The sequence below is a fragment of the Antricoccus suffuscus genome, from assembly GCF_003003235.1.
GTDB lineage: Bacteria > Actinomycetota > Actinomycetes > Mycobacteriales > Antricoccaceae > Antricoccus > Antricoccus suffuscus.
Genome location: NZ_PVUE01000011.1, coordinates 36,863 through 63,570 on the forward strand (window position 1 = coordinate 36,863; position 26,708 = coordinate 63,570).

Here is a 26,708-nt window from a genome sequence, read left to right on the forward strand (position 1 = left end):
TTTAGGTGTGGGTGATGCGGTCCCAGCCGGCGACGTCCGACGGCTTACGTGGATCAGGACCCACATATCGGGCGGATGGCCGGACCAGCCGCCCGGTTTTTTTCTGCTCCAGGATATGCGCGCACCACCCCGCAGTTCGGGCGCAGGTGAACATCGAGGTGAACATATTGGATGGGATCTCGGCGAAGTCGAGTACGACGGCCGCCCAGAACTCCACGTTGGTCTCGATGGCCCGGTCCGGCCGCCGCTCGCGCAGCTCGGCGAGCGCGGCCTGCTCCAGCGCCAGCGCCGCGTCGTACTTCCGCGCGCCGAGCTCCTTCGCCGTACGCCGCAACACGCGCGCCCGCGGATCCTCGGCACGATAGACCCGATGTCCGAACCCCATCAGCCGCACGTTGTTATCGAGCGACTTCTTGACGTACGCCGCCGCGTCGCCGGTCCGCTCGACCTCCTCGACCATATGCAGCACCCGCGTCGGCGCGCCACCGTGCAGCGGCCCGGACATCGCGCCGATCGCTCCGGACATGGCCGCGGCGACGTCCGCACCTGTCGAGGCGATCACCCGCGCGGTGAACGTCGAGGCGTTGAGGCCGTGTTCTGCCGCGGAGGTCCAGTAGGCATCGACGGCCTCGACGTGCTTCGGATCCGGGTCGCCCTGCCAGCGCACCATGAACCGCTCGACGATTGTCTCGCACTGGTCGACGCGCGCCTGCGAGATTGCCGGTACGCCGATGCCGCGGGCGGACTGTGCGACGTAGGACAAGGCCATGACGGCGGACCGGGCGAGGTTGCTGCGGGCCTCCTCCTCGTCGATGTCGAGCAACGGGCGGTAGCCCCAGATCGGCGTCAGCATGGCCAATGCGGCCTGTACGTCGACGCGCACGTCGCCGGAGTGCACCGGCAACGGGAACGGTTCGGCCGGTGGGAGTCCCTGGCCGAACTCGCCGTCGACCAGAAGGCTCCACACGTCTCCGAACGTCACCCGGCCGACGAGGTCCTCGATGTCGACGCCGCGGTACCGCAGCGAACCACCGTCGCGGTCCGGTTCGGCGATCTCGGTTTCGAACGCGATTACGCCTTCGAGACCAGGGACGAAGTCCGGCGTTGGGTTATCGGTCATGGCAGTCCTCACGATGCGCTTCGATATCGAGTCATTGGTTACTTAACCACGATCCGCCGTGGCCGTGCAGACGCCTCGGGGCCGGAGGGTTAGATAGTGGCGAGTGCAGTGATGACCGACAACGATGACCAGTGGAGCGGCGGCCGTGGGGAGATCCGATGACGGCGAGTACGACGTACGACACGACCGGGTGCGCTACACCATGCCGCGGTTGAGCGCGGAACGCCTTGACGCCGACCCGATCGCGCAGTTCGGCGTGTGGCTGGCAGATGCCGCACAGTCGGGAATCGCCGAACCCAACGCGATGGTGATCGCGACGGCGGCCAAGGACGGTCGGGTCCGCGCCCGCACCGTCCTACTACGCGGGTACGACGCCCGCGGGTTCGAGTTCTTCACCAACTACGACAGCCAAAAAGGCACGCACCTCGCCGACAATCCGAATATCTCGGGCTGCTTCTCGTGGGTTGGTTCGCACCGGCAGGTCATCATCGAAGGACGCGCGGTGCGCACGAGCGCCGCGGAGTCCGACGACTACTTCGCCTCACGGCCGTACGAGTCCCAGGTCGGCAGCGCCGCGAGCCCGCAGTCTCAGGTGATTTCTTCGTTGGCCGAGGTCGAGGACGAGATGCGACGACTGGAACAAGCGCATCCGGACACGATCCCACGGCCCGCGCACTGGGGTGGCTATCGAATCGAGCCACGGTGCGTGGAGTTCTGGCAGGGCAACACCGGCCGGCTACACGACCGATTCCGCTATCGGCGGGACGAACCCACCGGCCCCTGGACCCTGGAGCGGCTCGCCCCGTGACCGAGACGCTCGAACCGGAGCGTCGCGGCCGGCTGCGCTCTCTGGCCATGGACGTGCGTCCATTCCGCTTCCCGGCGTACCGCCGCCTCTTCTACGGCAACATCCTGTCGATCGTCGGCTCGCAGATGACGTTGGTGGCGGTCGGAGTACAGGTTTTCCGGCTAACCGGCAGCAGCGCGATGGTCGGCTACACCAGCGTGTTCGCGCTGATCCCGCTGATCGTCTTCGGCCTACTCGGCGGCGCGCTGGCCGACTCGCTCGATCGCCGGGTACTAGTGATCTGGGCGACGTTGATTACGGCGTTCAGCAGCATCATTTTTTTCGTTCAGTCGGCACTGGAGTTCCAGTCGGTATGGGTGCTGTGGGTGCTTGTGGCGTTTCAGTCCGCGGCGGCGTCGGTCTATCGGCCGGCGCGTAGCGCGATGATCCCGCGGTTGCTGCCTGACAAGTTGGTGCCGGCGGCCAACACACTTGCCTCGAGCACCCAGTCGCTCGGCGTGATCATTGGGCCGGTCGTCGCCGGCTACGCGATCGGCCATTTCGACCTGAAATGGACCTACCTGGCCGAGGCCGTACTGCTGACCGCCGCCATCGCGTCACTGGTCGGAATCCCCTCGATGCCGCCGGAGCAGAAGTCCGCGCGCAAGGGCGCCTTCGGCAGGGCAATACGGGACGTGTGGGAAGGATTTCGTTACCTCAAGACGCAACGCGTACTGCTGATGACCTTCGTGGTCGACTTGATCGCGATGGTTTTCGGGTGGCCGCTCGCGGTCTTCCCGGCGCTGGCCTCCGGGACGTTCGGCGCGTCGTCGATTGGCTGGCTGTACGCCGGTTCCTCGATCGGGGCGGTCGCCGCGGGCCTGGTCAGCGGCTGGATCTCCAACCTCAACCGGCATGGCGTCGTCATCATCTACTCGGTCGCGATCTGGGGCGCCTCGATCGGCGTCTTCGCCTTCACCAAAGACCTATGGCTCGCCGTACTCTGCCTGGCGCTCGCCGGCGCAGCGGACCTGGTCAGCGCGGCATTGCGGATGACGATGCTGCAGGTGCGTGCGCCCGACCACATGCGTGGCCGGATGCAAGGCGTCTTCATGGTGGTCGTCGCCGGAGGCCCGCGGTTGGGCGACGTACGCCTCGGTGTGATGGCCACGGTGACGGCGCCCGCGTTCGCGCTGTGGTCCGGTGGCTTGGTCATCGTCGTCGCTATGGTGGTCGTCGCGGTGGTGTGCAAGGCGTTCTGGCGCTATGAAGCCAATGCGTCCGCCCCGGCCATGAACTAGTAACGAATGCGCCGACGATGAGTTCGCGGCGACGCTAACTGCGCTATTGTCTTTGGCGGATATCCCCAGGCCAGAGCATGGGTAATTCGTGACCGCAAACGACCGGAACGAGGACCTCCTCAGTTGTTGACGATCGACACAATTAACAAGCAATTTGGCCAGAAACAGGTACTTCGGGACCTCAGCTTCAACGTCCGACCCGGCGAAATGTTCGGTTTCTGCGGCGCAAATGGAGCGGGCAAGACCACGACTATGCGCATCATCCTTGGGCTGCTTACCGCGGACAGCGGCACTGTCACGTGGCAGGACACTCCGTTGACCCGCGCCGTACGCCGGACTATCGGCTACATGCCCGAAGAACGCGGTCTCTACCCAAAGATGCGGCCGGTCGAGCAGCTCGCCTACTTCGGTCAGCTGCACGGGCTCGGCAGCGCACAGGCGACGCGGGCGGCCGAGCAATGGCTGGAGCGGCTCGGCGTCGTCATGGGCCCGAAAGACACCATCGACAAGCTGTCGCTCGGCAACCAGCAGAAAGTACAACTCGCTGCGGCGCTCGTGCACGACCCCTCGATCCTGGTCCTGGACGAGCCGTTTAGCGGACTTGACCCGGTCGCGGTCGACGCGCTTGCGGATGGGCTGCTGGAGAAGGCCAAGGCTGGGGTGCCGGTCATCTTTTCCAGCCACCAGCTGGACCTCGTTGAGCGGTTATGTGACTCGGTCGGCATCATCAACGGCGGCGAGATGGTCGCCACCGGCACCGTGGAGGAGCTGCGTGCGCGCGAGTCGCGTAAGCAGCTTGAGCTGACCGTGACCGGCGCGGGAGCGGGCTGGGCCGCGAAGTTGCCGCACGCGATCGGCGCACAAGAAAACGGAAACCGGGCACTGGTGACGCCGGACTCGCCTGAGTCGGCGCCGGCGATCCTGACCGCCGCGATGCAGCTAGGCACCGTTGAACAGTTCGGCTGGAAGACGCCGAACCTCGCCGAAATCTTCCGAGGAGCAGTCGCCGCATGAGCGCGCCAACCAACCCAAACCCGCCCGCCTCGCCCGGCAACCTGATCAAGATGGTTGCCAAACGCGAGATAACCACCAAGTTGCACGACAAGACGTACCTCATCTCTATCGGCGTTTTCATCGCCATCATTCTCGTGGTCGTCGGTTTCAATGTCCTCGCGAACAGCGGCAATGACGAATACAAAGTAGGCGTCGTCGGTTCGCAGTCAAAGGAGTTCACGGCGCAAGTCGCTGAGGGCGCGAAACAGCTCGGAGCCAAGGTCACGCTCTCAACTGTCAAGGACGAGGATGCGGCGAAACCGAAGCTCGAGAACGGCGATCTCGACGCGATCGTCTCCGGCGACACGCTGATCACGAAAGACAGCCTCAACGCGACCTTGGGCGCCGTACTCAAGGGCGCGTACGCCGCCGAGCAACAACAGAAGCAGATCGCTGACTCCGGAATTGACCAGCAGAAGCTCGCGGAGGCGATGAAAGTCGTCCCCATGCACGAGAAGACCATTGATCCCAACGCCAAGACCAACATGGAACGAGGGATCGTCGCGATCGTGGCGGTCGGCATCGTCTACGGCATGCTGATGATGATCGGTCAGTTCGTGGCTCAGGGCGTGGTCGAAGAGAAGTCCAGCCGGGTCATCGAGCTGCTGATGGTGGTGGTCAAGCCGTGGCAGCTGCTCACCGGCAAGATCATCGGCCTGGGCATCCTCGGCCTCATGCAGTTGGTGATTGTCGTGGGACTTGGCCTCGGCGGCGCCATCGCCGCTGACCTGATCACGGTGCCTGGTTCGGCGATATCGACGATCTTGCAGGTGTTGGCCTGGTTCGTGCTCGGTTACACATTCTTCGCGAGCATGTTCGCACTGGCAGCGTCGCTCGTTTCGCGTCAAGAGGATCTCGGGTCGGCGATGATTCCCGGGACGTTCATTCCGATGTTGTCCTTCTTCGCGGCGTTCAAGGTGCTCGATGATCCGAGCGGGACGTTCGCGACAATCGTCAGCATGATCCCTGGCGTGTCGCCGACCACGATGCCGGTGCGGGCGGCGATGAGCGACGTACCGGTTTATCAGTACGCGATCGCCGTCGTACTTCAGGTCATCGCGATCGTGCTGCTCGTGCGACTCGCCGGGCGGGTGTACGCCGGCGCGATGCTCAAGACGAGCGGCAAGCTGAAGATCAAGGACGCGCTTGCGCAGAGCAAGGAAACGCTCGCCGCAACCAACGCGCGCTGACCACCGCGCAGCTCCGGGTCGATAACGACGCTTCGGGTAGGTAGTTGCCTGCCCGAAGCGTTGTTTTGTTGCCCGAAGTGCGCCCGTCTGATGTCTGTGGCCTGCACCACGTAGAGTGCTTGGGGAACCGTATCCGCAGCTAATTACTCGTAGAAGTGCACTATCTAACTCGCAACACCGCAGTACGCAATATGAATCTCATGACTGACATAAGACAGCGATATGACCGCGATCTCGCGCCGCGACTTCGGTCAGCCGGGCCGTCGTACGACGAAAATGCCTGCCTGCCGCGGCGCGTGAGCGCGTTGTGAATTTTTGAGGAGCATGCAATGAGCGACGATATGTCCGCTGATTTTGGGCTCGACGTGACCGCGGACGAGGCACCGGACTCCGCCTCAGCGACCCAGATCAACGACGAAATATTCAACGGCAACAACGGCGCGAGCGCCGAACAAGTGACGGACGAGATCTTTGGAGATCAGAGCGGGTCGGGCGGTGGGTCGGACTCCGAGCCGACCTTTGCCGACAACAGTACGTCGAGCAGCGAGCCAGATGCCAGCACGATCTTCGCCGACAGCGAGCCTGCCGAGTCCGCGCCAGCGGGCATCAACGCCAACTTCTCCGGCACGGAGTTCTACGCCGGTGAGGCTACCTTCGATTCCAACGGTGACGGGGTCGCCGACACGGCTGTACAGGATCACGGAAACCAGGTCGAGTACTACGTCGACAACAACGGTGACGGGCAGGCCGACGAGCTGACTATCACCGACGCCAACGGCCAGTTGATCAGCCACACCCAGCTGGTCGACGGCACCTCTGCCACCTGGCAGGAGACCGCCGCGCCGGACGTCGCCTCGGGTGACGTGTCCGTGTCGGACAACGTCGGGCAGTCGGGGTACGTCGACCCATCGTCGCCGGCGCCGGCTCCCGCGTCGGCGTACGCCTCCAGCGACTTGGCGCAGGCCGGTGCGGACTCCGCGTCGGCTGACTCCGGATCTACCGAAAGCGGGACTACCGGGACCTCCGACTCCGCCGACGCGATTCCGCCGGTTGACTCAAGCGGGCCCGGTGCGGACTCCGCCGCAGACGGCCAGGAGCCGGCCGATACTCCGCAGTCGGGCCCGGGCAGTGACTACGTCGCCGGTGGCGACCTGAGCCTCACCATCGACGGTCAGACATACGACGTCGGCGCGCCGACGCTCGACTTCTCCGGAGACGGAGTGGCCGACACGGTCGCGGTCGAACAAGACGGCAACGTCGAGTACTACGTCGACTCGGATCAGGACGGCGTCGCCGACCAGATCATCGTGCTCGACGAAGCTAACGGCGCGCTGATCAACCACGAGGTCTACGACCCATCGACCGGCACCTGGGACAACGTCACCGACGAGTCCAAGTAGACCAACGCAGTCCACGTGGACCAACGCAAACCCGACTGACAGCGGCGTACCGGTGGTTAATCGCCGTTCGTGAGGGCATCTTCCGGCAGCCAGTCGGCGCCGAGCAGGGCGGCGATCTTGTGCAACGCGGACGTCTCCCCGCCCACAGCGTTGGTGGTGGCGCGGAGCCGGTCCAGTTGTATGTGCGCGATCTGTTCTTCGATCGTGTCCTCGGCGTACGCCAACCACCATTCGCTGACCTGACCGTCTCGGTGAGTGCGGCCGAGTCGTTGCCGGGTGGCGATGCCTGAGTACGACGGCTGGTGCAGCACCCCAACTCGCGGCGTACGGGAGGCGTGTGTCCCGCCCGGCAGCATCTCGCCGGCGTGCAGGCTGATCGAGGACGCGACGGTGAACACGCACACTTTTGTGCGACCGGTTTGGAAGGCGATACGTTCTGCCTCGGTGTCGAATGTGCCGCTGCCGTAGATGCTGCTGTAGGGGATCTTCATGCCGGCTAGCTCGTCGCAGAGCGGGCCGGCGGCCGTGCTCACGAATTCGACGCTCAGGGCGACCTGCCGGTCGGCGTCGACTTGGGCCGAGGCCCATTCGGCGGTTGCCCGAATGCGGAGCATCCCGGCCTTCTGTCGAAACCGCATGATCGCGGCGCGGCCCTTGGCGACATTGTTCCCGCGCCGTGCGAGACCCATGTCGCGTTGGAAGTCGCCCCACTCCGCGCTGTACGCGGCGCGCTGCTCTGCCGTGAGGGTGGTGGGCATGCCGTCGATGGGCGCCTGACCTTGGGGTGATGGCCGGTGCAGCATCAGTGGTGGTGTGGCATCGGTGAGCCAGCGCCGGACCTGGTCGCTTGCTTCTTGTTGAAGACGCCCGGATGCGGTGGCGTTCTCGTCCCATTGCCACCGGTCGTAGCGTTTCGCCAAGGGGAGCCCGGCGTCGACGAGACGTTGCCCCAGGTCGTTCCATGCGCTGGTGGGCTGGTTATGTAACTGGGCGAACGCGGGCGCAAGGTAGGTCAGCTCCGCAGGGTTGTGTCCGGGTGTGGCGGTCGCATTGATTAGGAACGGTGCCTTGGCATGATCGGCACTGTAACGGGCGATTCGTCGCATAGCGGTGACACGTTTGGTGTCCTGGTGTCTGTACAGCTGCGATTCGTCGTAGATCTGCGCGTCGAAGGAGTACCGCGGCTGGCCGTTGCGGGCCAGGAGCTTGCGCAGCTGGTCGGGGGAGCAGATCAGCCACCGGCAGCCGCCGTCACCGACGCTGGCGATGCTGGCACGCCAGTGCGGTGCGGTGATGACAAACGGCCGGTCGACGGTGACAAGGATCTTCGGTATCGCAGAGGGCGTGGCTCGTTCTTGCGCGATGGTCTGGGCGGCCAGAATCATCGTGATCGTTTTACCGGTCCCCGGGTCGTCCGCGAGTAAGAACTGCCGGGCTCCCGCGCGGTGCGCAGTGACGATTGCCGCAGCGCCGTCGATTTGTTCCTGCCTGGGTGTCTTTGCTGCGACGTCGCGCATCGGCTCCCCGGGGACGGCATTCAGGTCGTCTTCTATCCACCTCTGGTAGGAGTACGGCTGCGACGCGAACGGCCGCAACGGATCCGGTAGCGCGGCGCCGACGTAGGCGTGCGTTTTCCACGCCGGTACCCACTGCGCGCCAGGCGCGGTGGTTCGGTACGGGATATCGAGGATGAAGACTCGATCACCCGCATGCTGCACCGTCGGCGGCGGGACCGCGGCCTTAGAGCGTCGTTTCGGGGTAGTGCGCTTGCTCGGCATGCGGTCCTTCGGTCGCTAGAGGTCGAGGCCGGTGAGCACCATGACTCGCGCCTCGGTGTAGTCCTCGATCGCCGAGGCGATGCCTTCGCGCCCGACTCCGGACTCTTTCCAGCCGCCGTAGGGCATCTGGTCGGCGCGGAAGGACGGTACATCGCCGACGATCACGCCGCCGACCTGAAGCTCCCGATGCGCACGGAACGCGGTCTCGATGTTTTTCGTGAAGACGCCAGCCTGCAGACCGTAGCGCGAGTCGTTGACGAGCCGGAATGCCTCGTCCAACGTGCGATAAGCCTTGACGGTGAGCACTGGCCCGAAGACTTCGTCATTGGACACCTTCGCATTTTTGGGCACGTCGACCAGGACGGTGGGCGCGACGGTCGTCCCGCGGCGCCGGCCGCCGGTCAGCACGGTGGCGCCGGCCTTCTTTGCCTCACCGATCCAGTCCACGATGCGGGTGGCTTCGCCCTCGTCGATGACCGGGCCGACGACGGTCGTGCTCTTCGCCGGATCACCGGTCTTCAGTGCCTTGACTTTTTTGGTCAGCAGTTTGATGAAGGCGTCGTACTGGTCTTTGTGGACGTAGATGCGCTGTACGGCGATGCATGACTGCCCGGCCTGGTAGTTGGCAAACGTCGCAAGTCGATCCGCGGCCTTGTCCAGGTCGTCCCAGTCCGGCGCGACGATCGCCGCACCGTTGCCGCCGAGCTCAAGCGTGTGGTGCTTACGAGGCGCCTTGTCGAGCAGACCCTGGCCGACAGCGCCGCTGCCGGTGAACGTGATGACCGGCAACCGTGGGTCGGTGACGAGTGTGTCCATCTCCTTGCCCGGGATCGCCACGATGTTGACCATCCCGGCGGGCAGCTCTGTCTCGGCGATGATCGAGCCAAGTAGCATCGCGGTCAGCGGCGTGCTGCCGGCAGGCTTGAGCAGGATCGGCGCCCCGGCGGCGATCGCGGGTGCAATCTTGTGTGCCACGAGGTTGAGCGGGAAGTTGAACGGCGAGATGCCGAGGATTGGCCCGCGGGGAAAACGCCGTACGACGGCGATCCGGCCGGTCGCGGATGCCTCGGTGTCGAGTCGCTGTAGCTCACCCGAGAAGCGGCGTGCCTCTTCAGCGGCCCAGCGGAAGGTCGAAATGCCGCGAGCGACCTCGCCGCGTGACCACATCAGCGGTTTGCCGTTTTCCGACGTGATCAGCTGCGCAAACTCTTCGGCCCGCTTCTCGATCTGCCCACTGATATAGACCAGCGCAGCGGCTCGGGCATGCGCCGGAAGGGCCTGCGCGGCGGCCGAAGCGGCTGCGGTCGAGGCGATCGCTTGCTCGACCGAGGCCTCCGGCAACTTGTAGTAGCGGCCGACTACCGAACCGTCGTATGGGTTGGTGACGTCGCTGAGTTTGCCGGTGCGCTGGAGCTTCCCGTCGAGAAGATAGGGGTAGGAGCGTTTCTTCGGTGTCATGTCGCCACCCTAAACCCGTTGCGGGTCATACGCCTTGATCCACTCTCGAGCGCACGATGTCGATCGCGGACGGCGTCACTGAGTATGCCGCCACCACCTTGGCGGCGAGTGCGCGCACGGATGCCGGCCCTCGAAGGACAGTAATGGCCGCGATCGCCAGCGGGAGCGCGCTTTTCGGATCTTTTCGCAGCGGGGTAAGGACTTCCTTGTCGGGATAGCCGCGTCCGGTTAGTGCCTTGAGCAGAGTCGCGACGGACGCATGTCGACGGCCAGTGCGTTCGGCTGCGCCGAGCATGAGAGCCAATGCGCTTTGCGTCCGGACGCCAGCCCGCCCGATGGCTACTGTAGAAGCCATCGGCGCTCCGCTACCGAGAGCGATCGTGAGCATCGGCAGGTCGACGCCACTGGCAGCGGCGTTCCCCGGTTCGACCGTTCGTGGGTTGCACTCGATGTACTGGGGCCGGCCATCGACGTGGAAGTAGTCGAATGTCATGCCACCGTGCCATCGGAGATGCGCACCGACTCGGGCAACATGCGCGCGGACCTCCGGATGATCGACGCTCAGCCGTGCGGCGGCGCTACCGCCGGCGCCATCGCCCGTCTTCTCGCTAGTGTGCACGGCCACTAGCCGACCGCGATCGAAGAGCGCGCCCACTTGCGCGTAGTTTCCGGGAGCGGGCAGTTGGGCGAGGACCGGTCTCGCCAGCTCGGCAAGCGCCGCTGTGGCGGTGTTGTTGTCGTGGACCAGTCGGACGCCGCGCCCTGCCGTCGAGAAGTCGGACTTGAGCCAGCAAGGAAAACCAAGGCCGGCGACATCAGCCACGCCGGCGACTTCGGTCCAGCCCGGTTGAGGGAGATCAAGCTCGTCGAGTAGACGGCAGAAGGCGAGTTTTCCTTGTACCCGGTCGAATGCCATTGCCGGTGCAACTGCGAGCGGAATACCTGTCGGCAACAGTTTCCGGCCAACTGCAAACAACCACGCCTGCTCGTGCGTCGGCAGCAACGCATCGTAGCCGCCGGTCTCGGTTAGTCGGCCCGCTGCAGCCAGGTAGCCGAGCGGATCGGCGGACGGCGATGGTACCCGGTGCACTGTTCCGGTCCAACGGCTGAACTCGCACAGTGGATGAGAAATCGAGGAAAGTACGTCGGCCTTGACTCCGGCGCGACCGAGCACCGTGAGATGTTCGCGCGCGGTCAGGCTCGATCCCTCCGATAATAGAACCTTCATAACGACCCCGTTAGTATCCGATGTATATATACGACGTATATTAACGCTGATTCGAGGAGAAGCAATGGCGCGCCAACCGCAGACCGACCGCGACACCATTCTCGTGGCCGCCTTGTCGATCGCCGACGAGCGCGGTCTCGACGCGCTGACCATGCGTGCGGTTGCCGAGCGAGTCGGGGTGACACCCATGGCGCTCTATCGACACGTCGGCGGAAAATCGCAACTGCTCGACGGGTTGGTCGAGCGGATGCTGCTCGAAGTCGTCGTGCCCGGAACCGCGCTGCCGTGGCGCGAACAGCTCACGAAGATGACCGGCTCACTGCGGGCAGTAGCCTCGCGGCACCCGGAGGTCTTCCCGCTCTTGATGCAGCGGCCCGCGGCGACCGAGGGTGCAAAACGGGTCCGCGATGCGGTCTATGCGACGTTGCGTGCAGCGGGCGTCGCGGCCGACGAAGTCCCTCGCGTTGAACGGATCCTGTCGACGTTCGTCATCGGCTTCGCGGCGTCGGAGGCCGGCGGCAGGTTCACTGTCGGGCGGCGCGCGCTCGACGAGGACCTCGCCTGGTTCGGGGATCATTTCCTGACTGCGATCGACGGTGGCGACGATAACCGGGAGGATTAAGGTCCGTGGTTGGAAGTCACCGGTGCATCGATCTCGGCCAGACCTTCGTCGCGGTCCAGCCACAGCCACCGGTCGATCTCGAGCCCACGCAAGAACGACACGTCGTGACTCACGACCAAAAGAGCGCCCTGGTAAGAGTTGAGCGCCCCGGTCAGCTGGCGCGCGCTCGCCATGTCCAGGTTGTTGGTTGGCTCGTCAAGCAACAACAGCTGGACCGCGGGCTCGGCCAACAGGAGCGCGGCGAGCACGGCGCGGAATCGTTCCCCGCCCGACAGTGTCGAAGCGGGGAGCTCGACCTGCCGGCCGCGCAACAGAAACTGCGCGAGTCTGTTGCGGGTCTGCGCGGGAGGTGTTGTCGGGGCCAGCCGCGAGACGTTGTCCAGCACGCTCACAGACTCGTCGAGGACGTCGAGGCGTTGAGGCAATAGTCGGGTCGTTGACGGAGAGAGGGACTCGCGGAGGACCCGGTTGAGCAGTGTCGTCTTGCCCGAACCGTTACGCCCGAGCAGCGCGATCCGCTCTGGGCCCCGGATGTTGACATCAGGGGACCGCAGGTCGAGCATCGTGCGGCCGGCCGGTACGGCGGTCTCCGGCAGGTCGACTCGGATCTCGTCGTCGTCCCGCAACCGTGATTGCGCCTCGCTCAACGCTCCACGTGAGTCCGCCAACCGCTCCATGTGCAGGTTGCGGTGCTTGCCGGAGGACACCTGCGCCGCGCGTTTGCGTGCGTTCATGATGATTTTCGGCTCCCGCTTCTGCGCCATCATCTTCTTGCCGTAACGAAGCCGCCGGTCTAACTTGATCCGCGCGTCGGCGAGCTCACGTTTTTGCCGTCGTACGTCGGACTCGGCGGTGCGAACCTCCCGTTCGATGGCCTCGTCCTCCTCGGCTCGGATCCGTTCATAGTCGTCGAGATTGCCGCCATACATGCGAAGCGCGCCGTCGGTAAGGTCGGCGATCTGGTCCACCCTGCGGAGCAGCTCGCGGTCGTGACTGACGATCAGGAGCGTGCCCGTCCAGTCGTCGACGACCGAGTAGAGCCGTCGACGCGCCTCGATATCGAGATTGTTGGTCGGCTCGTCTAACAGCAGCACATCGGGCCTCCGCAGCAGTTTCGCGACTAGACCGATCAGGACGACTTCTCCACCGGAGAGCGTGGCGAGGTCGCGGTCGAGTGAGATGCCGGCGAGTCCGAGGCGGGAAAGTTCGGCGAGCACGCGTTCTTCGATGTCCCAGTCGTCGCCGATCGTCTCGAAATCCGATGCGGTTGCCGTGCCGGCCTCGATTGCCGCTAAGGCTTCGCGCTGTTGCTGGACGTCGAGCAAGTCGCCGACCGACTGGCCGTGGGTGATCGTGAGATCCTGCGGCAGATAGGCGATCTCGCCGCTGGCACGTACGTCACCCGCAGTGGGTGTGAGCCGGCCGGCGATGAGTCGCAGCAGGGTGGACTTGCCGGCGCCATTGACGCCGATCAGGCCGATCTTCGCTGTGTCGAACTGTGCTTCGAGCGCGCGCAGCGCGGTCGTGCCGTCGGGCCATTCGAAGGTCAGGGAGTCACAGATGATGGAGGGGGTTTGGGGTGCGGACATAGGCAGTTCCCGTCATGGAAGCGAGTGGTGAGCCATGACGACGACCGCGAGGGCGCCAACAGATCTGGAGCATTGAGCGAAGTTTTCTGAGATCGGGCTGCCCGGCCGAGCGACGCGTTAGTCGCGGCCATCTGCGGTGTCGACGATCTCAGAGAATCAACGGATCTCCAGGTGTTTGGGGAAAGGTACGCTGAATACTGTCGCACAGCGTCGGCGCACCCGCAAGTGATTTCGAACGGCGGGTTTCCGGGGCGGGGTTATGAGTTCTCCTTGCGGAAGACCCTTGTGCCCCACCAGATCGCGAGCCCGAACAGTACGACGGTCCACAGCGATCCCCACAACATCGAAGAAGTGAGGATGTCGCCGGCGAACGAGCCGCGCACGGCCGTGACGATGTGCTTGACCGGGATGACGTCGCTCACGCGCTGCAGCCAGGTCGGACCTATTGTCATCGGCAACAGGATGCCCGACAGTAAAAGGATCGGCATCATCACCATGTTGAGCAGTGGCGCCATCACATCTTCGCTCTTGGTGGTCAGCGCGACCGCGTTCGACGAGGCCGCGCAAGCGGCGCCAATCAGCACCGTGAGCAGGAGCCCAAGTAGCAGGCCGCCGAACGACGCGCGCATGCCGAAGGCAAACCCGAGCCCGATCAGGATCACCGCCTGCACGGTCAGCTGCGTGACGTCGCGCAACATCCGGCCCATGAGTAATGCGGTGCGGCTGGCAGGAGTGACTCGCTCGGCTTCCACGACGCCGTCCCGCCACTCACCGATGAGGCTGAACCCGGCAAACATTGCCCCGAAGATACCCAGCTGCACAAGCAATCCGGGCACGAAGAAGGTATATGCGTTGGTCGCGCCGAACTGGCCGACAAGCGGCTCGAGGAGCGGGCCGAAGAGCGCGAGATAGAGGATCGGCTGCATCATGCCGATGATGACCCAGGCGGGGTTGCGCAGGTTCATCCGAAGTTGGCGTCGATAGACGATGTAGGTCTGTCGCAGAAAGGTCATGGTTGGCTCCTAGGCCTCGCGCAGTGAGCGGCCGGTCAGATTGAGGAAGACGTCGTCGAGGGTTGGTCGGCGTACCTCAATGGACACGAGCTCGATGCCGGCACGGTCGAGGTCGCGCAGCAGACCGGGCACGGCGGTTCCGGCATTTCGTAACCGCCCGCGTACGTCAACTCCATCGACTTCCACGTCCGTGGCACCAGGGATCGAGCCGAGCTTCTCGGCTGTGGTCGTCGTCCTGGCGTTGTCTTTGAGTTCCAGCTCGAGCAGATCTCCGGCGACGTTTGATTTGAGATTGTCTGCAGTGTCCGCGGCGACGATCTCGCCGTCGTCGATGATGAGGATCCGGTCGCTCAGCGCGTCGGCCTCGTCCAGATAGTGCGTCGTGAGAAACACCGTGCTGCCACGGTGTGTGCGTAGGTCTGAGATGTGAGTCCAGAGGTTGGCCCGAGCCTGCGGGTCGAGGCCGGTGGTCGGCTCGTCGAGGAAGACAAGCTTGGGATCATGAGTCAGGCCCATCGCGATGTCCAGGCGCCTGCGCTGGCCACCGGACATCGTCTTGGGTTTGCGATTCCACATCCCGTCGAGATTGAGCTGCTCGAACAATTCGCGTCCGCGCTGTTCGGCTTGCTTTTGACTGATGCCGTAGAGCATGCCGTGGTCCATGATCTCTTCACCCGCGCGTGCCTCGCCCGAGGTCGAGCCGCTCTGCGAGACGTAGCCGATGCTCTGGCGGACCTTGATCGGCTCGGTCGCCACGTCATATCCGGCGACGGTGGCCGTGCCTGCCGTCGGCTTGAGCAGCGTGGTGAGCATGCGAAGGGTGGTCGTCTTGCCGGCACCGTTAGGGCCAAGGAAGCCGACAATCTCGCCTTCCTCTACGTCGATGTCGACCCCGCGAACGGCTTGTACGTCGACCTTCTCGCGCCCTCGCTTGGTGTGAAATGTCTGGGCAAGTCCGCGTGCGTGTATCAAGTCGTCTCCCATGAGAGGGCGGCCCGATACGGGAGAAGCCCACGCGGGCCGCCCGATAATTATTCAGAGGCGGCTCGCCGGTGTCAAAGCATTAGTGCCGGCTACTCGGCCTTTTCGTCCGGTACGTTGTCCAGCTCGTCCGCGACCGTGGTGTCAGGACCGTGCCCGGTGTGTACGACGGTCTCCGGCGGGAGCGTAAACAGTCGCGAACGGATCGAAGAGACGATCATCGGGTAGTCGCTGTAGGAGCGACCGGTCGCTCCCGGACCGCCGTTGAACAGCGTGTCGCCAGTGAACACGCAGCCTAGATCCTTGCTGTAGAGGCATATCGCGCCGGGCGCGTGGCCCGGTGTGTGCAAGATCGTGAGCGTCGTACCAGCGACCTTGATCTGCTGTCCGTGGGCCAGATCATCGTCCGGGACGGTGTCGGGATGGCGCATGCGCCACAGCACGTCGTCGTCCGGGTGGATCCAGATCGGTGCGCCAGTCTTGTCCCGCAGTGCCGGCGCCGCATCGATATGGTCATCATGACCGTGCGTGCAGACGATGGCGATCGTCTTGCGATCGCCGATCTGCGCAGCGATGGCATCTGCGTCGTGCGCGGCGTCGATCACGATTACCTCGGAGTCGTCGCCGACGATCCAGACGTTGTTGTCGACGTCCCACGTGCCGCCGTCGAGGCTGAAGGTTCCGGATGTGACGAGGTGTTCGACTCGAGCTGTCATTTCATGATCACTACGGAGCGGAGTACGTCGCCGTCGTGCATCTTGGTGAACGCGGACTCGATATCGTCGATGCCGATCCGCTCGCTGACAAATGCGTCGAGGTTGAACTTGCCCTGCTGATAGAGGTCGACGAGCATCGGGAAGTCCCTGCTGGGCAGGCAATCGCCGTACCACGAGGACTTCAGGGAGCCGCCGCGTCCGAAGAACTCCTGGAACGGCATCTCGATCCGCATCTCCGGAGTCGGCACGCCAACGAGTACGACGGTGCCGGCGAGGTCGCGCGCGTAGAACGCTGTCTTCCACGTCTCGGGACGGCCGACCGCGTCGATGACGACGTCCGCGCCGAACCCTCCGGTGAGTTCCTGAATCGCCTCGACCGCGTCGCGTTCTTTCGAGTTGACCGTGTGCGTGGCGCCGAACTGTTTGGCCCATTCCAGCTTGCGGTCCTCGACGTCAACCGCGATGACCTTGGCCGCTCCCGCGAGCGACGCGCCGGCGATAGCCGCATCGCCGACGCCGCCGCAGCCGATGACGGCGACGCTCATGCCGCGGGTGACCTTGCCGGTGTTGATTGCCGCGCCGACGCCGGCCATGACACCGCAGCCGAGCAGTCCGACGGCGGCCGGATCAGCGTTGGGGTCGACCTTGGTGCACTGGCCGGCCGCGACGAGCGTCTTCTCGATGAAGGCGCCGATACCAAGCGCGGGGGACAGTTCGGTCCCGTCCTTCAGGGTCATCTTCTGCGTGGCGTTGTGAGTGTTGAAGCAGTTCCACTGCTCGCCGCGCAGGCAGGCCCGGCACTCGCCGCAGATGGCCCGCCAGTTGAGGATCACGAAGTCGCCCGGCGCCACGTCGGTGACGTCATTGCCGACCGCTTCGACAATGCCCGCGGCCTCATGCCCGAGAAGGAAGGGGAAGTCATCGTTGATGCCACCCTCGCGGTAGTGCAGATCGGTATGGCAGACGCCGCACGCCTGGATCTTGACCAGCGCCTCGCCGGGCCCCGGGTCTGGCACGATGACGTTCTCGACGCTGACCGCTTGGCCCTTGCCTCGTGCAATGACACCCTTGACCGTGCTTGGCATTGAGTCTCCTCTTGTGAGTGGTATGAAGGATTGCCGGTGGCGTGCTGACCGTGACGTCCAGTGTGGTCAGCACCTAGCGGGGAGTCTAATGTGCTCTCGCCAACAAAGGAGTCGCCCGCCGTGGTGATTATGCGAGAATTATATAGAATTTAAGGTTTTCGACTGGAGCCTTTCCGGTCGCGGTGAGGAGAGAACAGCATGGACGATAAGGATTTCGACGAGATCTTGGGTGCGGTCCGGACGTTCGTCCGCGAGGTCGTCGTACCAGCCGAGGACGAGATCGAGGCCAAGGACGAAGTCCCGATGACCATTCGCCAGCAGGCGAAGGACATGGGTCTGTGGGGTTTTGCGATCCCGGAGGAGTACGGCGGCCTCGGTCTGAGCATGACCCAGGAGGTACGTCTGTATCTCGAGCTCGGCTGGACCACGCCATCGTTCCGCTCGATGTTCGGCACGAATAACGGCATCGCCGGTCAGGTGCTGGTGAAGGCCGGCACCGAAGAGCAGAAGAAGAGCTGGCTGCCGCGACTCGCATCGGGCGAAGTCACCGCGTCGTTCGCGCTCACCGAACCAGAGGCCGGCTCCGACCCAAGCACCCTCCGTACGACAGCTAAGCGCGAGGGCGACGAATGGGTCATCAACGGCGGCAAGACGTTCATCACCAATGCGGCGTACTCGCAGGTGCTGATGGTCTTTGCGCGCAGCAATGACCAGGCCGGCAGCCGCGGGATAGCGGTCTTCCTCGTGCCCACCGACACACCCGGCGTCACGGTCGCTCCGCACGACCTGAAGATGGGCCAGATGGGCTCCTGGACGTCCGACATCAATTTCGACGACGTGCGGATACCACTCGAGAATCTGATCGGCGGCGACGAGGCGATCGGCTTCCCGACCGCAATGAAGTCACTGCAGCAGGGTCGCGTAACAATCGCCGCGCTGTGCGCAGGACTGTCCGCCCGGCTCGTCCACGAGAGCGCGAAGTACGCCGCAGAGCGCCATCAGTCCGGACACGCGATCGCCGAGTTCCAGCTGATCCAAGGCCTGATCGCAGACTCCGAGACCGAGGCGTACGCCACGAAGGCAATGGTTCTGCAGGCCGCGAAGGACTGGGACGAAGACGTCGATCGGCGCAAGGCGCCGTCGATCGTCAAGTACTTCGCGTCCGAGGCGGTCAACCGGATCGCCGACCGCGCCGTACAGATCCACGGCGGCAGTGGCTACATGCGCGGGGTCGCCGTTGAGCGCTTCTACCGCGACGTGAGGTTGTTCCGTATCTATGAAGGCACCAGCCAGATCCAGCAGGTCGTCATCGCGAAAAACACGCTGCGCCCCTACCGCGAGGCCAATTAAGCGAGATGTGGTCGGGCGTATGTTGGTGGGTGCTTACCGGACGGTTGAGGTGGGGTAAATCTGATGGGTAAATTGCTGGTCACCGGGGCTACCGGGACGCTCGGTACGCCGATCGTCACGCGACTGCTCGACCTTGGACATGAGGTGCGTGCGGCCAGCCGCAGCGCGCCGCACAACACGGCCGGGATCGGCGGCAAGTTTCCCTACCGAATCGACTTCGCGACCGCCACCCCGACCGAGGTCGAGGCTGCCGTCGACGGGATGGACACGGTCATCCACTGCGCGACCTCGGGTCGTAGCAAACGCGACGTCGAGATGACTCGGGCTCTCGTAGCGGCGGCGACTGCTAAGGCCGCACACTTCGTCTACATCTCGATTGTTGGGATCGACGACATCCCGCTCGGCTACTACAAGGGTAAGGCCGCCGCGGAGCGGGTGATCGCCCGGTCGGACGTGTCGTGGTCGATTCTGCGGACCACCCAGTTCCACAACTTAGTCGCTTCGATGTGCGCTGGGATCGCCCGGATACCGGCGATCGCGCCGATTCCCAAAGGCGTTTCGTTCCAGCCGATCGCGGTCGGCGAGGTCGCGGACCGGTTGGTCGAGATCGCCACTGGGCCGGCGATCGGGCGGGCGACGGACATGGGTGGACCGGAGGTCGGGCGGCTGCACGAGTTCTTCGGCGCGTGGGCCGCGCACAACGGCGTACGACGCAGGGCCGTGTCGGTCCCGTTACCTGGAGCGGTCGGAAAGGCGCTGCGGCAGGGCGGCAATCTCGCTCCCGACCACGCCGTCGGCAGTGGCACGTTCGCGCAGTTCCTCGCCGAGTAACGCCGCTCACCGCCTCGTGTCATCATTTGTCCACTTGTGTCACCGACCTCGGTGACACAAGGGCATGGTTGATGACACAAGCGAACGGCTAGAGCACCGAGCCGATCAGCTGTACTCCGGGTCGGTACGCGAGATGCACATAGCTGGGTGCATTGATCGCGACCAGGTCGGCATTCGCGCCCACCCGCACTGCACCGATGTCATCCCGCCTCAGCGCGCGTGCACCGCCGGCGGTCGCGGACCACATAGCCTCTGCGGGAGTCATTTTCATGTCCCTGACGGCGATTGCGATGCAGAACGGCATGCTCGAGGTGTACGACGAGCCGGGGTTGCAGTCCGTCGCCAATGCCACGGTCGCGCCTGCGTCGATCAGCCGGCGGGCATCCGGGTAGTTGGCGCGGGTGGAAAATTCCGCGCCTGGCAATAGCGTCGCGACAGTGGTCGAACCGGCCAGCGCCTCGATATCGGCGTCACTCAAGTGCGTGCAGTGGTCGGCGCTCGCGGCGTCGACCTCGACGGCAAGCTGTACGCCGGGACCAGATTCGAGTTGGTTAGCGTGCAGGCGCGGAAGGAGCCCGCGTTGCATTCCCGCGCGCAGCACCGCACGCGCTTGGTCGGCGTCGAAGGCGCCCCGGTCGCAGAAGACGTCGACCCACTTCGCATGCGGGGCGCACGCGTCGAGCATCGCACCGCACACGAGGTCGACGTAGCGGTCGGAATTGTCCGCGTACTCCGGAGGTACGACGTGGGCGCCGAGGAAGGTCGTCTCCGCGGTCAGCTCGCGCGCGATCTGCACGCTGCGTGCTTCGTTAGCCACATCCAGTCCGTAGCCGGACTTGATTTCCACAGTGGTGGTGCCGTGCCGCCGCATCTCGGCGACGAGATCCGTTGCGCGGAGGCGAAGCTCGTCGTCCGAGGCCGACCGGGTCGCGGCCACGGTCGTCTTGATTCCGCCGGCGCTGTAGGCCGCACCGCTCATCCGGGCGGCGAACTCGGCCGTCCGGTCGCCGGCAAAGATGAGGTGCGAGTGGCTGTCGACGAATCCGGGAATCACGCACCGCCCGTCGAGATCGACGCGTTCGTCCGCGGCCGGTGACTTGGCGCTCGAGCCGACCCAGACGATGACCCCGTTGTCGATAACGACTGCGGCATCGACGATCTCACCGGTAAGACCGTCACCGGCGGACGGGTCATTGGTGACGAGGAGGCTGATGTTGGCCAGAAGGGTGCTCACTGCAGCGCCTCAATCGACGCGGACAACGAGCCCGGTACGTCGTCGATCAACTGGTGTGCCCGGTCAACGACGATGGCCCGCCCGTCGACGAGTACGTCGGTGACATCCGCTGCGGAGGCGGCAAAGATGGCCGTCTCCAGCGCGCTGTCCGGTGCCGCGCCCGCCGTACGTACCGAGCCCAATGACAGCGCGACCAGGTCTGCGCGCGCACCGACCTCGATCGTGCCGGTGTCATGCCAACCTAGAGAGGCATGGCCGGCGCGGGTCGCGGCGCCGAGTAGTTCGGCCGCGGAGAAATGGCCGCGCTGCTGGGTGTCGAGCCGCGCGTTGAGCTCCACCGCGCGCGCCTCTTCGAGGATATCGATGACAGCGTGGCTGTCCGATCCCAGTGATAGCGGCGATCCCAGATCAAAGAGCGCCCTGGCCGGGCCGATACCATCGGCGAGGTCGCGTTCGGTGGTGGGGCAGAAGCATGCCGTCGTGTGGGTCGTGCCGAGAAGTCTGAGGTCCTCGGCTTGCAGATGTGTCGCGTGCACCGCGCTCGTGCGACTGCCGAGGGCGCCCGCTTCGTGCAGCACCTCGGTCGGAGTGTGTCCGTAGTGCGCGAGGCACTGGTCGTTTTCTGCGACCTGTTCGGACAGATGGACATGCAGCGGCGCGTCGTGGACGGTTGCCCACCGGGCGACCGTGGGGATCTGCTCGGCCGGTACGCCGCGCACGGAGTGCACAGCCGCACCAATGCGCGCGTAATCGTTGCCGCGCAGCGCATCCACGCGTAACGCCCACTGTTCGGCGTCGACATCGCTGAACCGCAGCTGAGTCCCTTCCAGTGGTACGCCGAACCCACCGGCGACGTAGCACGTGTCCAGCAGCGTGATCCGGATTCCGGCAGCGTGGGCAGCCTGAATCAGCGCCTTACCCATGGCATTCTCGTCGCCGTACGACGTGCCGTCGGGCAAATGGTGCAGATAGTGGAACTCGCCGACGCAGGTAATTCCGGCAAGCGCCATCTCCGCGAATGTCGCCGTAGCCAATGCCAAGTAGCTGTCTGGGTTGAGAGTGGCGGCGACGGCGTACATCTGCTCGCGCCAGGTCCAGAATGACCCGTGCCCGCGCTGGGTGCGCCCGCGCAACGCCCGGTGGAAGGCATGCGAATGGGCGTTGGCCAGTCCCGGTATGACCAGACCGTGGATATTCCGCGCGCCGGCGACCGTCGCGGAACCGACCGCGGTGATTGCGCCGTCGGCGTACTCGATGGTGACGTCATGAAGCACGCGGTCACCGATAACGGCGTGCTCGCAGCGCCACGCCCCGTTCACGACTGGGCCTGCGTGACGTAGTCGGTCATCACCGCGGCGAGCGCGTCGATGCCGGCGTGGCAGTCGTCGCGTTCGGCGAATTCGGCCGGATCGTGCGAGATCCCGGTGGGGTTGCGCACGTAGAGCATCCCGGTGGGTACGACGCTGCTGAGGATCCCGGCGTCGTGCCCGGCGCCGGTGCCGATGACGGGCGTGTCCGCGCCGAGCACGCTCCGCAGCCGCTGTTGTACGCCGGCGTCGAACTCGACCTTGCCGGTGTAGGACTCGCGGGTGACGCTCACCGTCACGTCATCGCGGCTGCCGCGCTCGTGCGCGCGAGTCTCGATCTCGTCGACGACGCGCAGGACCTCGGCCTCGTCGGCGCCGCGACTGTCCAACCATGCCGTCACTTCGGACGGGATCGCGTTGGTGCCGTTGGGCGTGACCGAGACGCGACCGAAGGTGGTTACCGTGCCGGCCAGCCGGGCCCGCTTGCGCGCGGACAGCACGGTTTCGGCGTACGTCAGCATGGGGTCGCGCCGGTCCTCGAGGCGCGTCGTGCCGGCGTGGTTGCCGGCGCCGTGAAAGTCGAACCTCCACCGTCCGTGCGGCCAGATCGAGGACCCGATCGCGATGGCGTGGCCCTGATCGACGAGGTTTCGGCCCTGCTCGACGTGCAGCTCGACGTAGACGCCGATCCGGGACAACACCTCGTCGTCACGGCCTAAATGCGCCGGATCGTGTCCGGCACTGCGCATCGCCTCGACGACCCCGATCCCGTCAGAGTCCTTGAGCGCCTTCGCCTTTTTGGCATCGAGCAGTCCGGCCGCCAACCGCGAACCCACGCACGCGAGCCCAAACCGGGCGCCCTCTTCATCGCCGAAGCAGGCCACTGCGACGGCCCGCTGTGGGGTGATGCCGTCGGCGCGCAGCTTGTCGACGGCGGCAAACGCGGTGATGACGCCGAGCGGCCCGTCGTACGCGCCGCCGCCGGGCACAGAGTCCAGATGCGAGCCGGTGACGAACGATCCTGGTCCCGGCGTACCCCACCATGCCCACAGGTTGCCGTTGCGGTCGATGTCGACCTCCATCGAACGGCGGGCGGCCTCGCCGGTGAACCATTCACGCAGTGTGTGGTCCTCTCGCGTCCAGGCAAAGCGGGAGTAGCCGCCGCGTGGGTCGCGTCCGACACCCTCGAGATCTGCCCACATCCGGTCGAACTCGGCGGTGTGCGATGCGGTCAAGATGCGCTCCTAGCTGTGGCGGGAGTGTTACTGACCCCGCTAACGTCCGGCAAGGTGGTCGTAATAACCACCACTTCGCCGGACGCTATCGCAAGTTGAGCGCTTGGGCGAGTGGCCATAGGCACGAATGACTAGGCCTCTCGCATTGGGATACGCACGTCGCGTTCGCGGGCGGTGTCGACGGCGAGGTCGTAGCCGGCGTCGACGTGCCGGATGACGCCGGTTCCCGGGTCGTTGGTCAGGACCCGCTCTAGTTTGGCGGCGGCGAGCTCGGTGCCGTCCGCGACGGAAACCTGGCCGGCGTGGATCGACCGGCCGATGCCGACTCCGCCCCCGTGATGAATTGACACCCAGGTGGCGCCGGAGGCCGTGTTAACCATGGCGTTGAGCAGTGGCCAGTCGGCGATCGCGTCCGAGCCGTCGATCATCGACTCGGTCTCGCGGTACGGCGAAGCGACCGAGCCGCAGTCGAGATGGTCACGGCCGATCGCGATCGGGGCGGTGATGGTGCCGTCCGCGACCAGCTCGTTGAACTTCAGACCGGCTTTGTCGCGTTCGCCGTATCCGAGCCAGCAGATGCGGGCCGGCAGCCCCTGGAAGTCGACGCGCTCGCCGGCCGCCTTGATCCAACGGCTCAAATGCTCATTCTCGGGGAACAGCTCGAGAATCGCCTTGTCGGTGGCGGCGATGTCCTTGGGGTCGCCGGACAGGGCGGCCCACCGGAAGGGGCCCTTCCCTTCGCAGAACAGCGGCCTGATGTACGCCGGAACGAACCCGGGGAACGAGAAAGCCTTGTCATAACCGCCTTTTCGGGCTTCGTCGCGGATCGAGTTGCCGTAGTCGAAGACCTCGGCGCCGGCGTCCTGGAAGCCGACCATCGCTTCGACATGGTGCGCCATCGAGGCCTGGGCGCGATCGGTGAACTCATCGGGCTTTTTGTCGGCGTAGTCGTGCCAGTCCCTGAAGTCGATGTCTTCGGGCAGGTAGGACAGTGGATCGTGGGCGGAAGTCTGGTCGGTGACGATGTCGATGGGTACGCCGCGTCGCAGCAACTCGGGGTAGACGAGTGCCGCGTTGCCGACCACACCGACCGACAGCGCCCGCTTCTTGTTTTTTGCGGCAAGGCATCGGTCCACCGCATCGTCTAGGGAGTCGGCGATCTCGTCGAGATACCGCTTGTCCACGCGGCGCTGCAGCCTGGTCCGGTCCACGTCCACAACCAGGCAGACTCCGTCGTTCATCGTGACCGCGAGCGGCTGCGCGCCACCCATTCCGCCGCAACCAGCGGTCAGGGTCAGTGTGCCCGCGAGGGTGCTATTGAACTTCTTTGCAGCTATAGCGGCAAACGTCTCGTACGTGCCTTGCAAGATGCCCTGGGTGCCGATATAGATCCACGACCCGGCCGTCATCTGCCCATACATCGTCAGGCCCAGTGACTCCAGGCGGCGGAACTCCGGCCAGGTCGCCCAGTCCGGCACTAGGTTGGAGTTGGCGATGAGCACCCGCGGCGCCCATTCGTGCGTACGCATGACTCCGACCGGGCGGCCGCTCTGCACGAGCATTGTCTCGTCCTCGCGCAGCGTGGTCAGGGTGCGGACCAGCGCATCGAAGCTGCGCCAGTCGCGAGCCGCGCGCCCGGTGCCGCCGTACACGACAAGGTCGTCTGGGCGTTCGGCGTTCTCCGGGTCGAGGTTGTTCATCAGCATCCGCATCGGTGCCTCGGTCTGCCAGGACCGTGCGGTGATCGTCGTACCTCGAGGTGATCTGACTGGGCGGGCGCCGTCCATGATGGGTTCTCCGTAACTGTCGGCGGGCTTAGTTGAGTGGGGTGATCGCGGCGGCTGCCTGGTTTGCGGCGCCGGATGCGACGTACTGCACGGCGCGCTCGATGTCGGCGCCGAGGAAACGGTCGGGTCCGGGACCTTGCACGCCGGCTTCGCGCAGGCCTTGTACGACGGCGGCGGTGGCCCCGGCAGGGGTGAGTGGTGTGCGTAGGTCGAGAGCCCGGGCCGCGGTCATCAGTTCGATGGACAGCACTCGCTGCAGGCCGTCGATCGCGCGGCGCAGCTTGCGGGCGGCGTTCCATCCCATCGAGACGTGGTCCTCTTGCATGGCGCTGCTGGGAATCGAGTCGACGCTGGCCGGCACGGCGAGTCGCTTGAGTTCGGAGACGATCGAGGCTTGCGTGTACTGCGCGATCATGAGCCCGGAGTCGACTCCAGGATCGTCGGCGAGGAACGGGTTGAGACCGTGACTGCGAGCGGTGTCCAGGAACCGGTCGGTACGCCGTTCGCTGATGCTGGCCAGATCAGCGATCGCGATCGCCAAGAAGTCGAGCACATAGCCGATCGGGGCGCCGTGGAAGTTACCGTTGGACTCGACTCGGCCATCCAGGGTGACCACGGGATTATCGACGGCGGATGCGAGCTCGGCGCCAGCGACGTTGCGCGCGTGCGACATCGTGTCGCGCACAGCCCCATGGACTTGTGGTGAGCAGCGCAGCGAGTATGCATCCTGCACGCGGGTGCACGCGCCGGGTTCGCGATGGCTCTGCATGATCGCCGATCCGTCGAGTAGGGCGCGTAAGTTGCTCGCGCTGAGCGCTTGTCCGACCTGGGGGCGCAGAGCCTGCAGGTCGGCGGCGAACACCGCATCGGTGCCGAGCTGGCCCTCGACGCTCATCGCGGCACTGATGTCGGCGGTGGTGACAAGCCGGTCCAGGTCCTTGAGCGCCAAGCACAGCATCCCGAGCATGCCGTCCGTGCCGTTGATCAACGCCAGGCCTTCCTTCTCTTGCAGGGTGATTGGCTGCACGCCCGCTTCCGCCAGCGCTTCCGCGGAGGGGCGGCGTACACCGTGCTCGTCGACGACTTCACCCTCGCCAAGTGCGGCCAAGGCGCAGTGCGCCAGCGGCGCCAGGTCACCGGAGCAGCCGAGTGATCCGTATTCATAGACCGCTGGCGTGATGTGTGCGTTGAGCATGTCGGCGTACATCTGCGCCGTCTCGCGGCGTACGCCGGTGCGCCCGGTCGCGAGCGTAGAGAGGCGCAGCAACATGAGTGCGCGCACGACCTCGGTCTCGACGAGTGCACCGGACCCCGCCGCGTGCGATCGGATCAGACCAAGCTGAAGCTGGCGTCGGCGATCAGCTGGGATGAACTTAGTCGCCAGGGCGCCAAACCCGGTCGAGACGCCGTAATGCGGCTCGGTGTCGTTAGCGAGCGACTCAATGATCCCGCGGCTGCGCTCGATCGCCTCGACGGAGGCGTCGGACAGCGACACTTTTGCGCCATCGCGGGCAACTGCCACAACTTGGTCGATGGAGAGTGGGCCGACGTCGATCGTGACGACGGAGGCGGAGGTCGAGATGTTCATAAGGACATTGCACGCCCCCGGCAAGCGCGAACGGAAGGGTGTGTGGTGATTTGTT

22 protein-coding genes are annotated in these 26,708 nt (G+C 65.1%); 8 read left to right on the plus strand and 14 right to left on the minus strand.

Annotated features, from left to right (window positions below; genetic code table 11):
- Position 1 precedes the first annotated feature (1 nt).
- A complete protein-coding gene (locus CLV47_RS13290; RefSeq protein WP_106349539.1) occupies positions 2-1,120 on the minus strand; it encodes a citrate synthase 2 in 1,119 nt (372 codons plus the stop codon).
- 145 nt (positions 1,121-1,265) lie between these two features.
- On the opposite strand from CLV47_RS13290, the gene pdxH reads away from it, so the two are divergent.
- The 5 genes from pdxH (at position 1,266) to CLV47_RS13315 (ending at position 6,851) form a co-directional block, all read left to right on the plus strand.
- Positions 1,266-1,928, plus strand: coding sequence for a pyridoxamine 5'-phosphate oxidase (gene pdxH, locus CLV47_RS13295; RefSeq protein WP_202862572.1), 663 nt, complete (start codon positions 1,266-1,268; stop codon positions 1,926-1,928).
- A complete protein-coding gene (locus CLV47_RS13300; RefSeq protein ID WP_238145442.1) occupies positions 1,925-3,208 on the plus strand; it encodes an MFS transporter in 1,284 nt (427 codons plus the stop codon). The genes pdxH and CLV47_RS13300 overlap by 4 nt, the downstream gene beginning before the upstream one ends.
- A gap of 126 nt (positions 3,209-3,334) precedes the next feature.
- Positions 3,335-4,222: an ABC transporter ATP-binding protein gene (locus CLV47_RS13305; RefSeq protein ID WP_238145443.1), complete on the plus strand. Its 888-nt coding sequence runs from the start codon at positions 3,335-3,337 to the stop codon at positions 4,220-4,222.
- Positions 4,219-5,451, plus strand: coding sequence for an ABC transporter permease (locus CLV47_RS13310; protein WP_106349542.1), 1,233 nt, complete (start codon positions 4,219-4,221; stop codon positions 5,449-5,451). The genes CLV47_RS13305 and CLV47_RS13310 overlap by 4 nt, the downstream gene beginning before the upstream one ends.
- 329 nt (positions 5,452-5,780) lie before the next feature.
- The gene (locus tag CLV47_RS13315; protein ID WP_106349543.1) at positions 5,781-6,851 is read left to right on the plus strand and encodes a DUF6802 family protein; all 1,071 of its coding nucleotides are present in this window, start codon (positions 5,781-5,783) and stop codon (positions 6,849-6,851) included.
- Positions 6,852-6,907: 56 nt separating this feature from the next.
- Here CLV47_RS13315 and CLV47_RS13320 read toward each other — a convergent pair whose 3' ends face one another.
- From CLV47_RS13320 to CLV47_RS13330, 3 genes are read right to left on the minus strand one after another with little or no spacing between them, the layout of a single operon-like run.
- Positions 6,908-8,629 carry a DEAD/DEAH box helicase gene (locus tag CLV47_RS13320; RefSeq protein WP_106349544.1) on the minus strand — a complete coding sequence of 574 codons (1,722 nt, stop codon included), beginning with the start codon at positions 8,627-8,629 and terminating at the stop codon, positions 6,908-6,910.
- Between the two features lie 15 nt (positions 8,630-8,644).
- Positions 8,645-10,087 (minus strand): aldehyde dehydrogenase family protein, encoded by a 1,443-nt coding sequence (locus CLV47_RS13325; RefSeq protein ID WP_106349545.1) that lies wholly within the window; start codon positions 10,085-10,087, stop codon positions 8,645-8,647.
- 25 nt (positions 10,088-10,112) lie between these two features.
- Entirely contained in the window at positions 10,113-11,315 is a 1,203-nt protein-coding gene (locus tag CLV47_RS13330) for an ATP-grasp domain-containing protein (protein ID WP_106349546.1), read from the minus strand.
- Positions 11,316-11,379: 64 nt separating this feature from the next.
- Here CLV47_RS13330 and CLV47_RS13335 point away from each other — a divergent pair, with 64 nt between their 5' ends.
- On the plus strand, positions 11,380-11,937 hold the full coding sequence (locus CLV47_RS13335) for a TetR/AcrR family transcriptional regulator (RefSeq protein WP_106349547.1): 558 nt from the start codon (positions 11,380-11,382) through the stop codon (positions 11,935-11,937).
- On the opposite strand, the gene CLV47_RS13340 is transcribed toward CLV47_RS13335, so the two are convergent.
- From CLV47_RS13340 to CLV47_RS13360, 5 genes are all read right to left on the minus strand, one after another.
- A complete protein-coding gene (locus CLV47_RS13340; protein WP_106349548.1) occupies positions 11,934-13,526 on the minus strand; it encodes an ABC-F family ATP-binding cassette domain-containing protein in 1,593 nt (530 codons plus the stop codon). The two genes, CLV47_RS13335 and CLV47_RS13340, sit on opposite strands and share 4 nt — an antisense overlap.
- 257 nt (positions 13,527-13,783) lie before the next feature.
- Positions 13,784-14,539 (minus strand): ABC transporter permease, encoded by a 756-nt coding sequence (locus CLV47_RS13345; protein ID WP_106349549.1) that lies wholly within the window; start codon positions 14,537-14,539, stop codon positions 13,784-13,786.
- A 9-nt stretch (positions 14,540-14,548) separates the two neighbouring features.
- Entirely contained in the window at positions 14,549-15,511 is a 963-nt protein-coding gene (locus tag CLV47_RS13350) for an ATP-binding cassette domain-containing protein (RefSeq protein ID WP_106349629.1), read from the minus strand.
- A gap of 101 nt (positions 15,512-15,612) precedes the next feature.
- A complete protein-coding gene (locus CLV47_RS13355; protein WP_106349550.1) occupies positions 15,613-16,236 on the minus strand; it encodes an MBL fold metallo-hydrolase in 624 nt (207 codons plus the stop codon).
- Positions 16,233-17,321 (minus strand): S-(hydroxymethyl)mycothiol dehydrogenase, encoded by a 1,089-nt coding sequence (locus CLV47_RS13360; protein WP_106349551.1) that lies wholly within the window; start codon positions 17,319-17,321, stop codon positions 16,233-16,235. Before CLV47_RS13360 ends, CLV47_RS13355 begins: the two co-directional genes overlap by 4 nt.
- A 198-nt stretch (positions 17,322-17,519) precedes the next feature.
- Between CLV47_RS13360 and CLV47_RS13365 the strand changes: the two genes are divergently transcribed.
- Entirely contained in the window at positions 17,520-18,671 is a 1,152-nt protein-coding gene (locus CLV47_RS13365) for an acyl-CoA dehydrogenase family protein (RefSeq protein WP_106349552.1), read from the plus strand.
- A gap of 63 nt (positions 18,672-18,734) precedes the next feature.
- A complete protein-coding gene (locus tag CLV47_RS13370) occupies positions 18,735-19,502 on the plus strand; it encodes an SDR family oxidoreductase (protein ID WP_106349553.1) in 768 nt (255 codons plus the stop codon).
- 88 nt (positions 19,503-19,590) lie between these two features.
- On the opposite strand, the gene hutI is transcribed toward CLV47_RS13370, so the two are convergent.
- The 5 genes from hutI to hutH all read right to left on the minus strand — a co-directional run bounded on the left by hutI (position 19,591) and on the right by hutH (position 26,653).
- On the minus strand, positions 19,591-20,736 hold the full coding sequence (hutI, locus tag CLV47_RS13375; protein WP_106349554.1) for an imidazolonepropionase: 1,146 nt from the start codon (positions 20,734-20,736) through the stop codon (positions 19,591-19,593).
- A complete protein-coding gene (locus CLV47_RS13380) occupies positions 20,733-22,055 on the minus strand; it encodes a formimidoylglutamate deiminase (protein ID WP_106349555.1) in 1,323 nt (440 codons plus the stop codon). Before CLV47_RS13380 ends, hutI begins: the two co-directional genes overlap by 4 nt.
- The gene (locus tag CLV47_RS13385) at positions 22,052-23,278 is read right to left on the minus strand and encodes an allantoate amidohydrolase (RefSeq protein WP_202862573.1); all 1,227 of its coding nucleotides are present in this window, start codon (positions 23,276-23,278) and stop codon (positions 22,052-22,054) included. Before CLV47_RS13385 ends, CLV47_RS13380 begins: the two co-directional genes overlap by 4 nt.
- A gap of 131 nt (positions 23,279-23,409) precedes the next feature.
- Positions 23,410-25,065: a urocanate hydratase gene (gene hutU, locus CLV47_RS13390; RefSeq protein ID WP_106349557.1), complete on the minus strand. Its 1,656-nt coding sequence runs from the start codon at positions 25,063-25,065 to the stop codon at positions 23,410-23,412.
- A gap of 28 nt (positions 25,066-25,093) precedes the next feature.
- On the minus strand, positions 25,094-26,653 hold the full coding sequence (gene hutH / locus CLV47_RS13395; RefSeq protein ID WP_106349558.1) for a histidine ammonia-lyase: 1,560 nt from the start codon (positions 26,651-26,653) through the stop codon (positions 25,094-25,096).
- Positions 26,654-26,708 lie beyond the last annotated feature (55 nt).

What these genes read in the sequence shown, in the direction of transcription:
- CLV47_RS13290 (WP_106349539.1), bottom strand. Translation starts at nt 1,120, where the DNA reads ATGACCGATAACCCAACGCCGGACTTCGTCCCTGGTCTCGAAGGCGTA.
- CLV47_RS13335 (WP_106349547.1), top strand. Translation starts at nt 11,380, where the DNA reads ATGGCGCGCCAACCGCAGACCGACCGCGACACCATTCTCGTGGCCGCC.
- CLV47_RS13340 (WP_106349548.1), bottom strand. Translation starts at nt 13,526, where the DNA reads ATGTCCGCACCCCAAACCCCCTCCATCATCTGTGACTCCCTGACCTTC.
- CLV47_RS13360 (WP_106349551.1), bottom strand. Translation starts at nt 17,321, where the DNA reads ATGCCAAGCACGGTCAAGGGTGTCATTGCACGAGGCAAGGGCCAAGCG.
- CLV47_RS13370 (WP_106349553.1), top strand. Translation starts at nt 18,735, where the DNA reads ATGGGTAAATTGCTGGTCACCGGGGCTACCGGGACGCTCGGTACGCCG.
- hutH (WP_106349558.1), bottom strand. Translation starts at nt 26,653, where the DNA reads ATGAACATCTCGACCTCCGCCTCCGTCGTCACGATCGACGTCGGCCCA.
- CLV47_RS13355 (WP_106349550.1), bottom strand. Translation starts at nt 16,236, where the DNA reads ATGACAGCTCGAGTCGAACACCTCGTCACATCCGGAACCTTCAGCCTC.
- hutU (WP_106349557.1), bottom strand. Translation starts at nt 25,065, where the DNA reads ATGGACGGCGCCCGCCCAGTCAGATCACCTCGAGGTACGACGATCACC.
- CLV47_RS13330 (WP_106349546.1), bottom strand. Translation starts at nt 11,315, where the DNA reads ATGAAGGTTCTATTATCGGAGGGATCGAGCCTGACCGCGCGCGAACAT.
- CLV47_RS13320 (WP_106349544.1), bottom strand. Translation starts at nt 8,629, where the DNA reads ATGCCGAGCAAGCGCACTACCCCGAAACGACGCTCTAAGGCCGCGGTC.
- CLV47_RS13345 (WP_106349549.1), bottom strand. Translation starts at nt 14,539, where the DNA reads ATGACCTTTCTGCGACAGACCTACATCGTCTATCGACGCCAACTTCGG.
- CLV47_RS13325 (WP_106349545.1), bottom strand. Translation starts at nt 10,087, where the DNA reads ATGACACCGAAGAAACGCTCCTACCCCTATCTTCTCGACGGGAAGCTC.
- CLV47_RS13315 (WP_106349543.1), top strand. Translation starts at nt 5,781, where the DNA reads ATGAGCGACGATATGTCCGCTGATTTTGGGCTCGACGTGACCGCGGAC.
- CLV47_RS13365 (WP_106349552.1), top strand. Translation starts at nt 17,520, where the DNA reads ATGGACGATAAGGATTTCGACGAGATCTTGGGTGCGGTCCGGACGTTC.
- CLV47_RS13310 (WP_106349542.1), top strand. Translation starts at nt 4,219, where the DNA reads ATGAGCGCGCCAACCAACCCAAACCCGCCCGCCTCGCCCGGCAACCTG.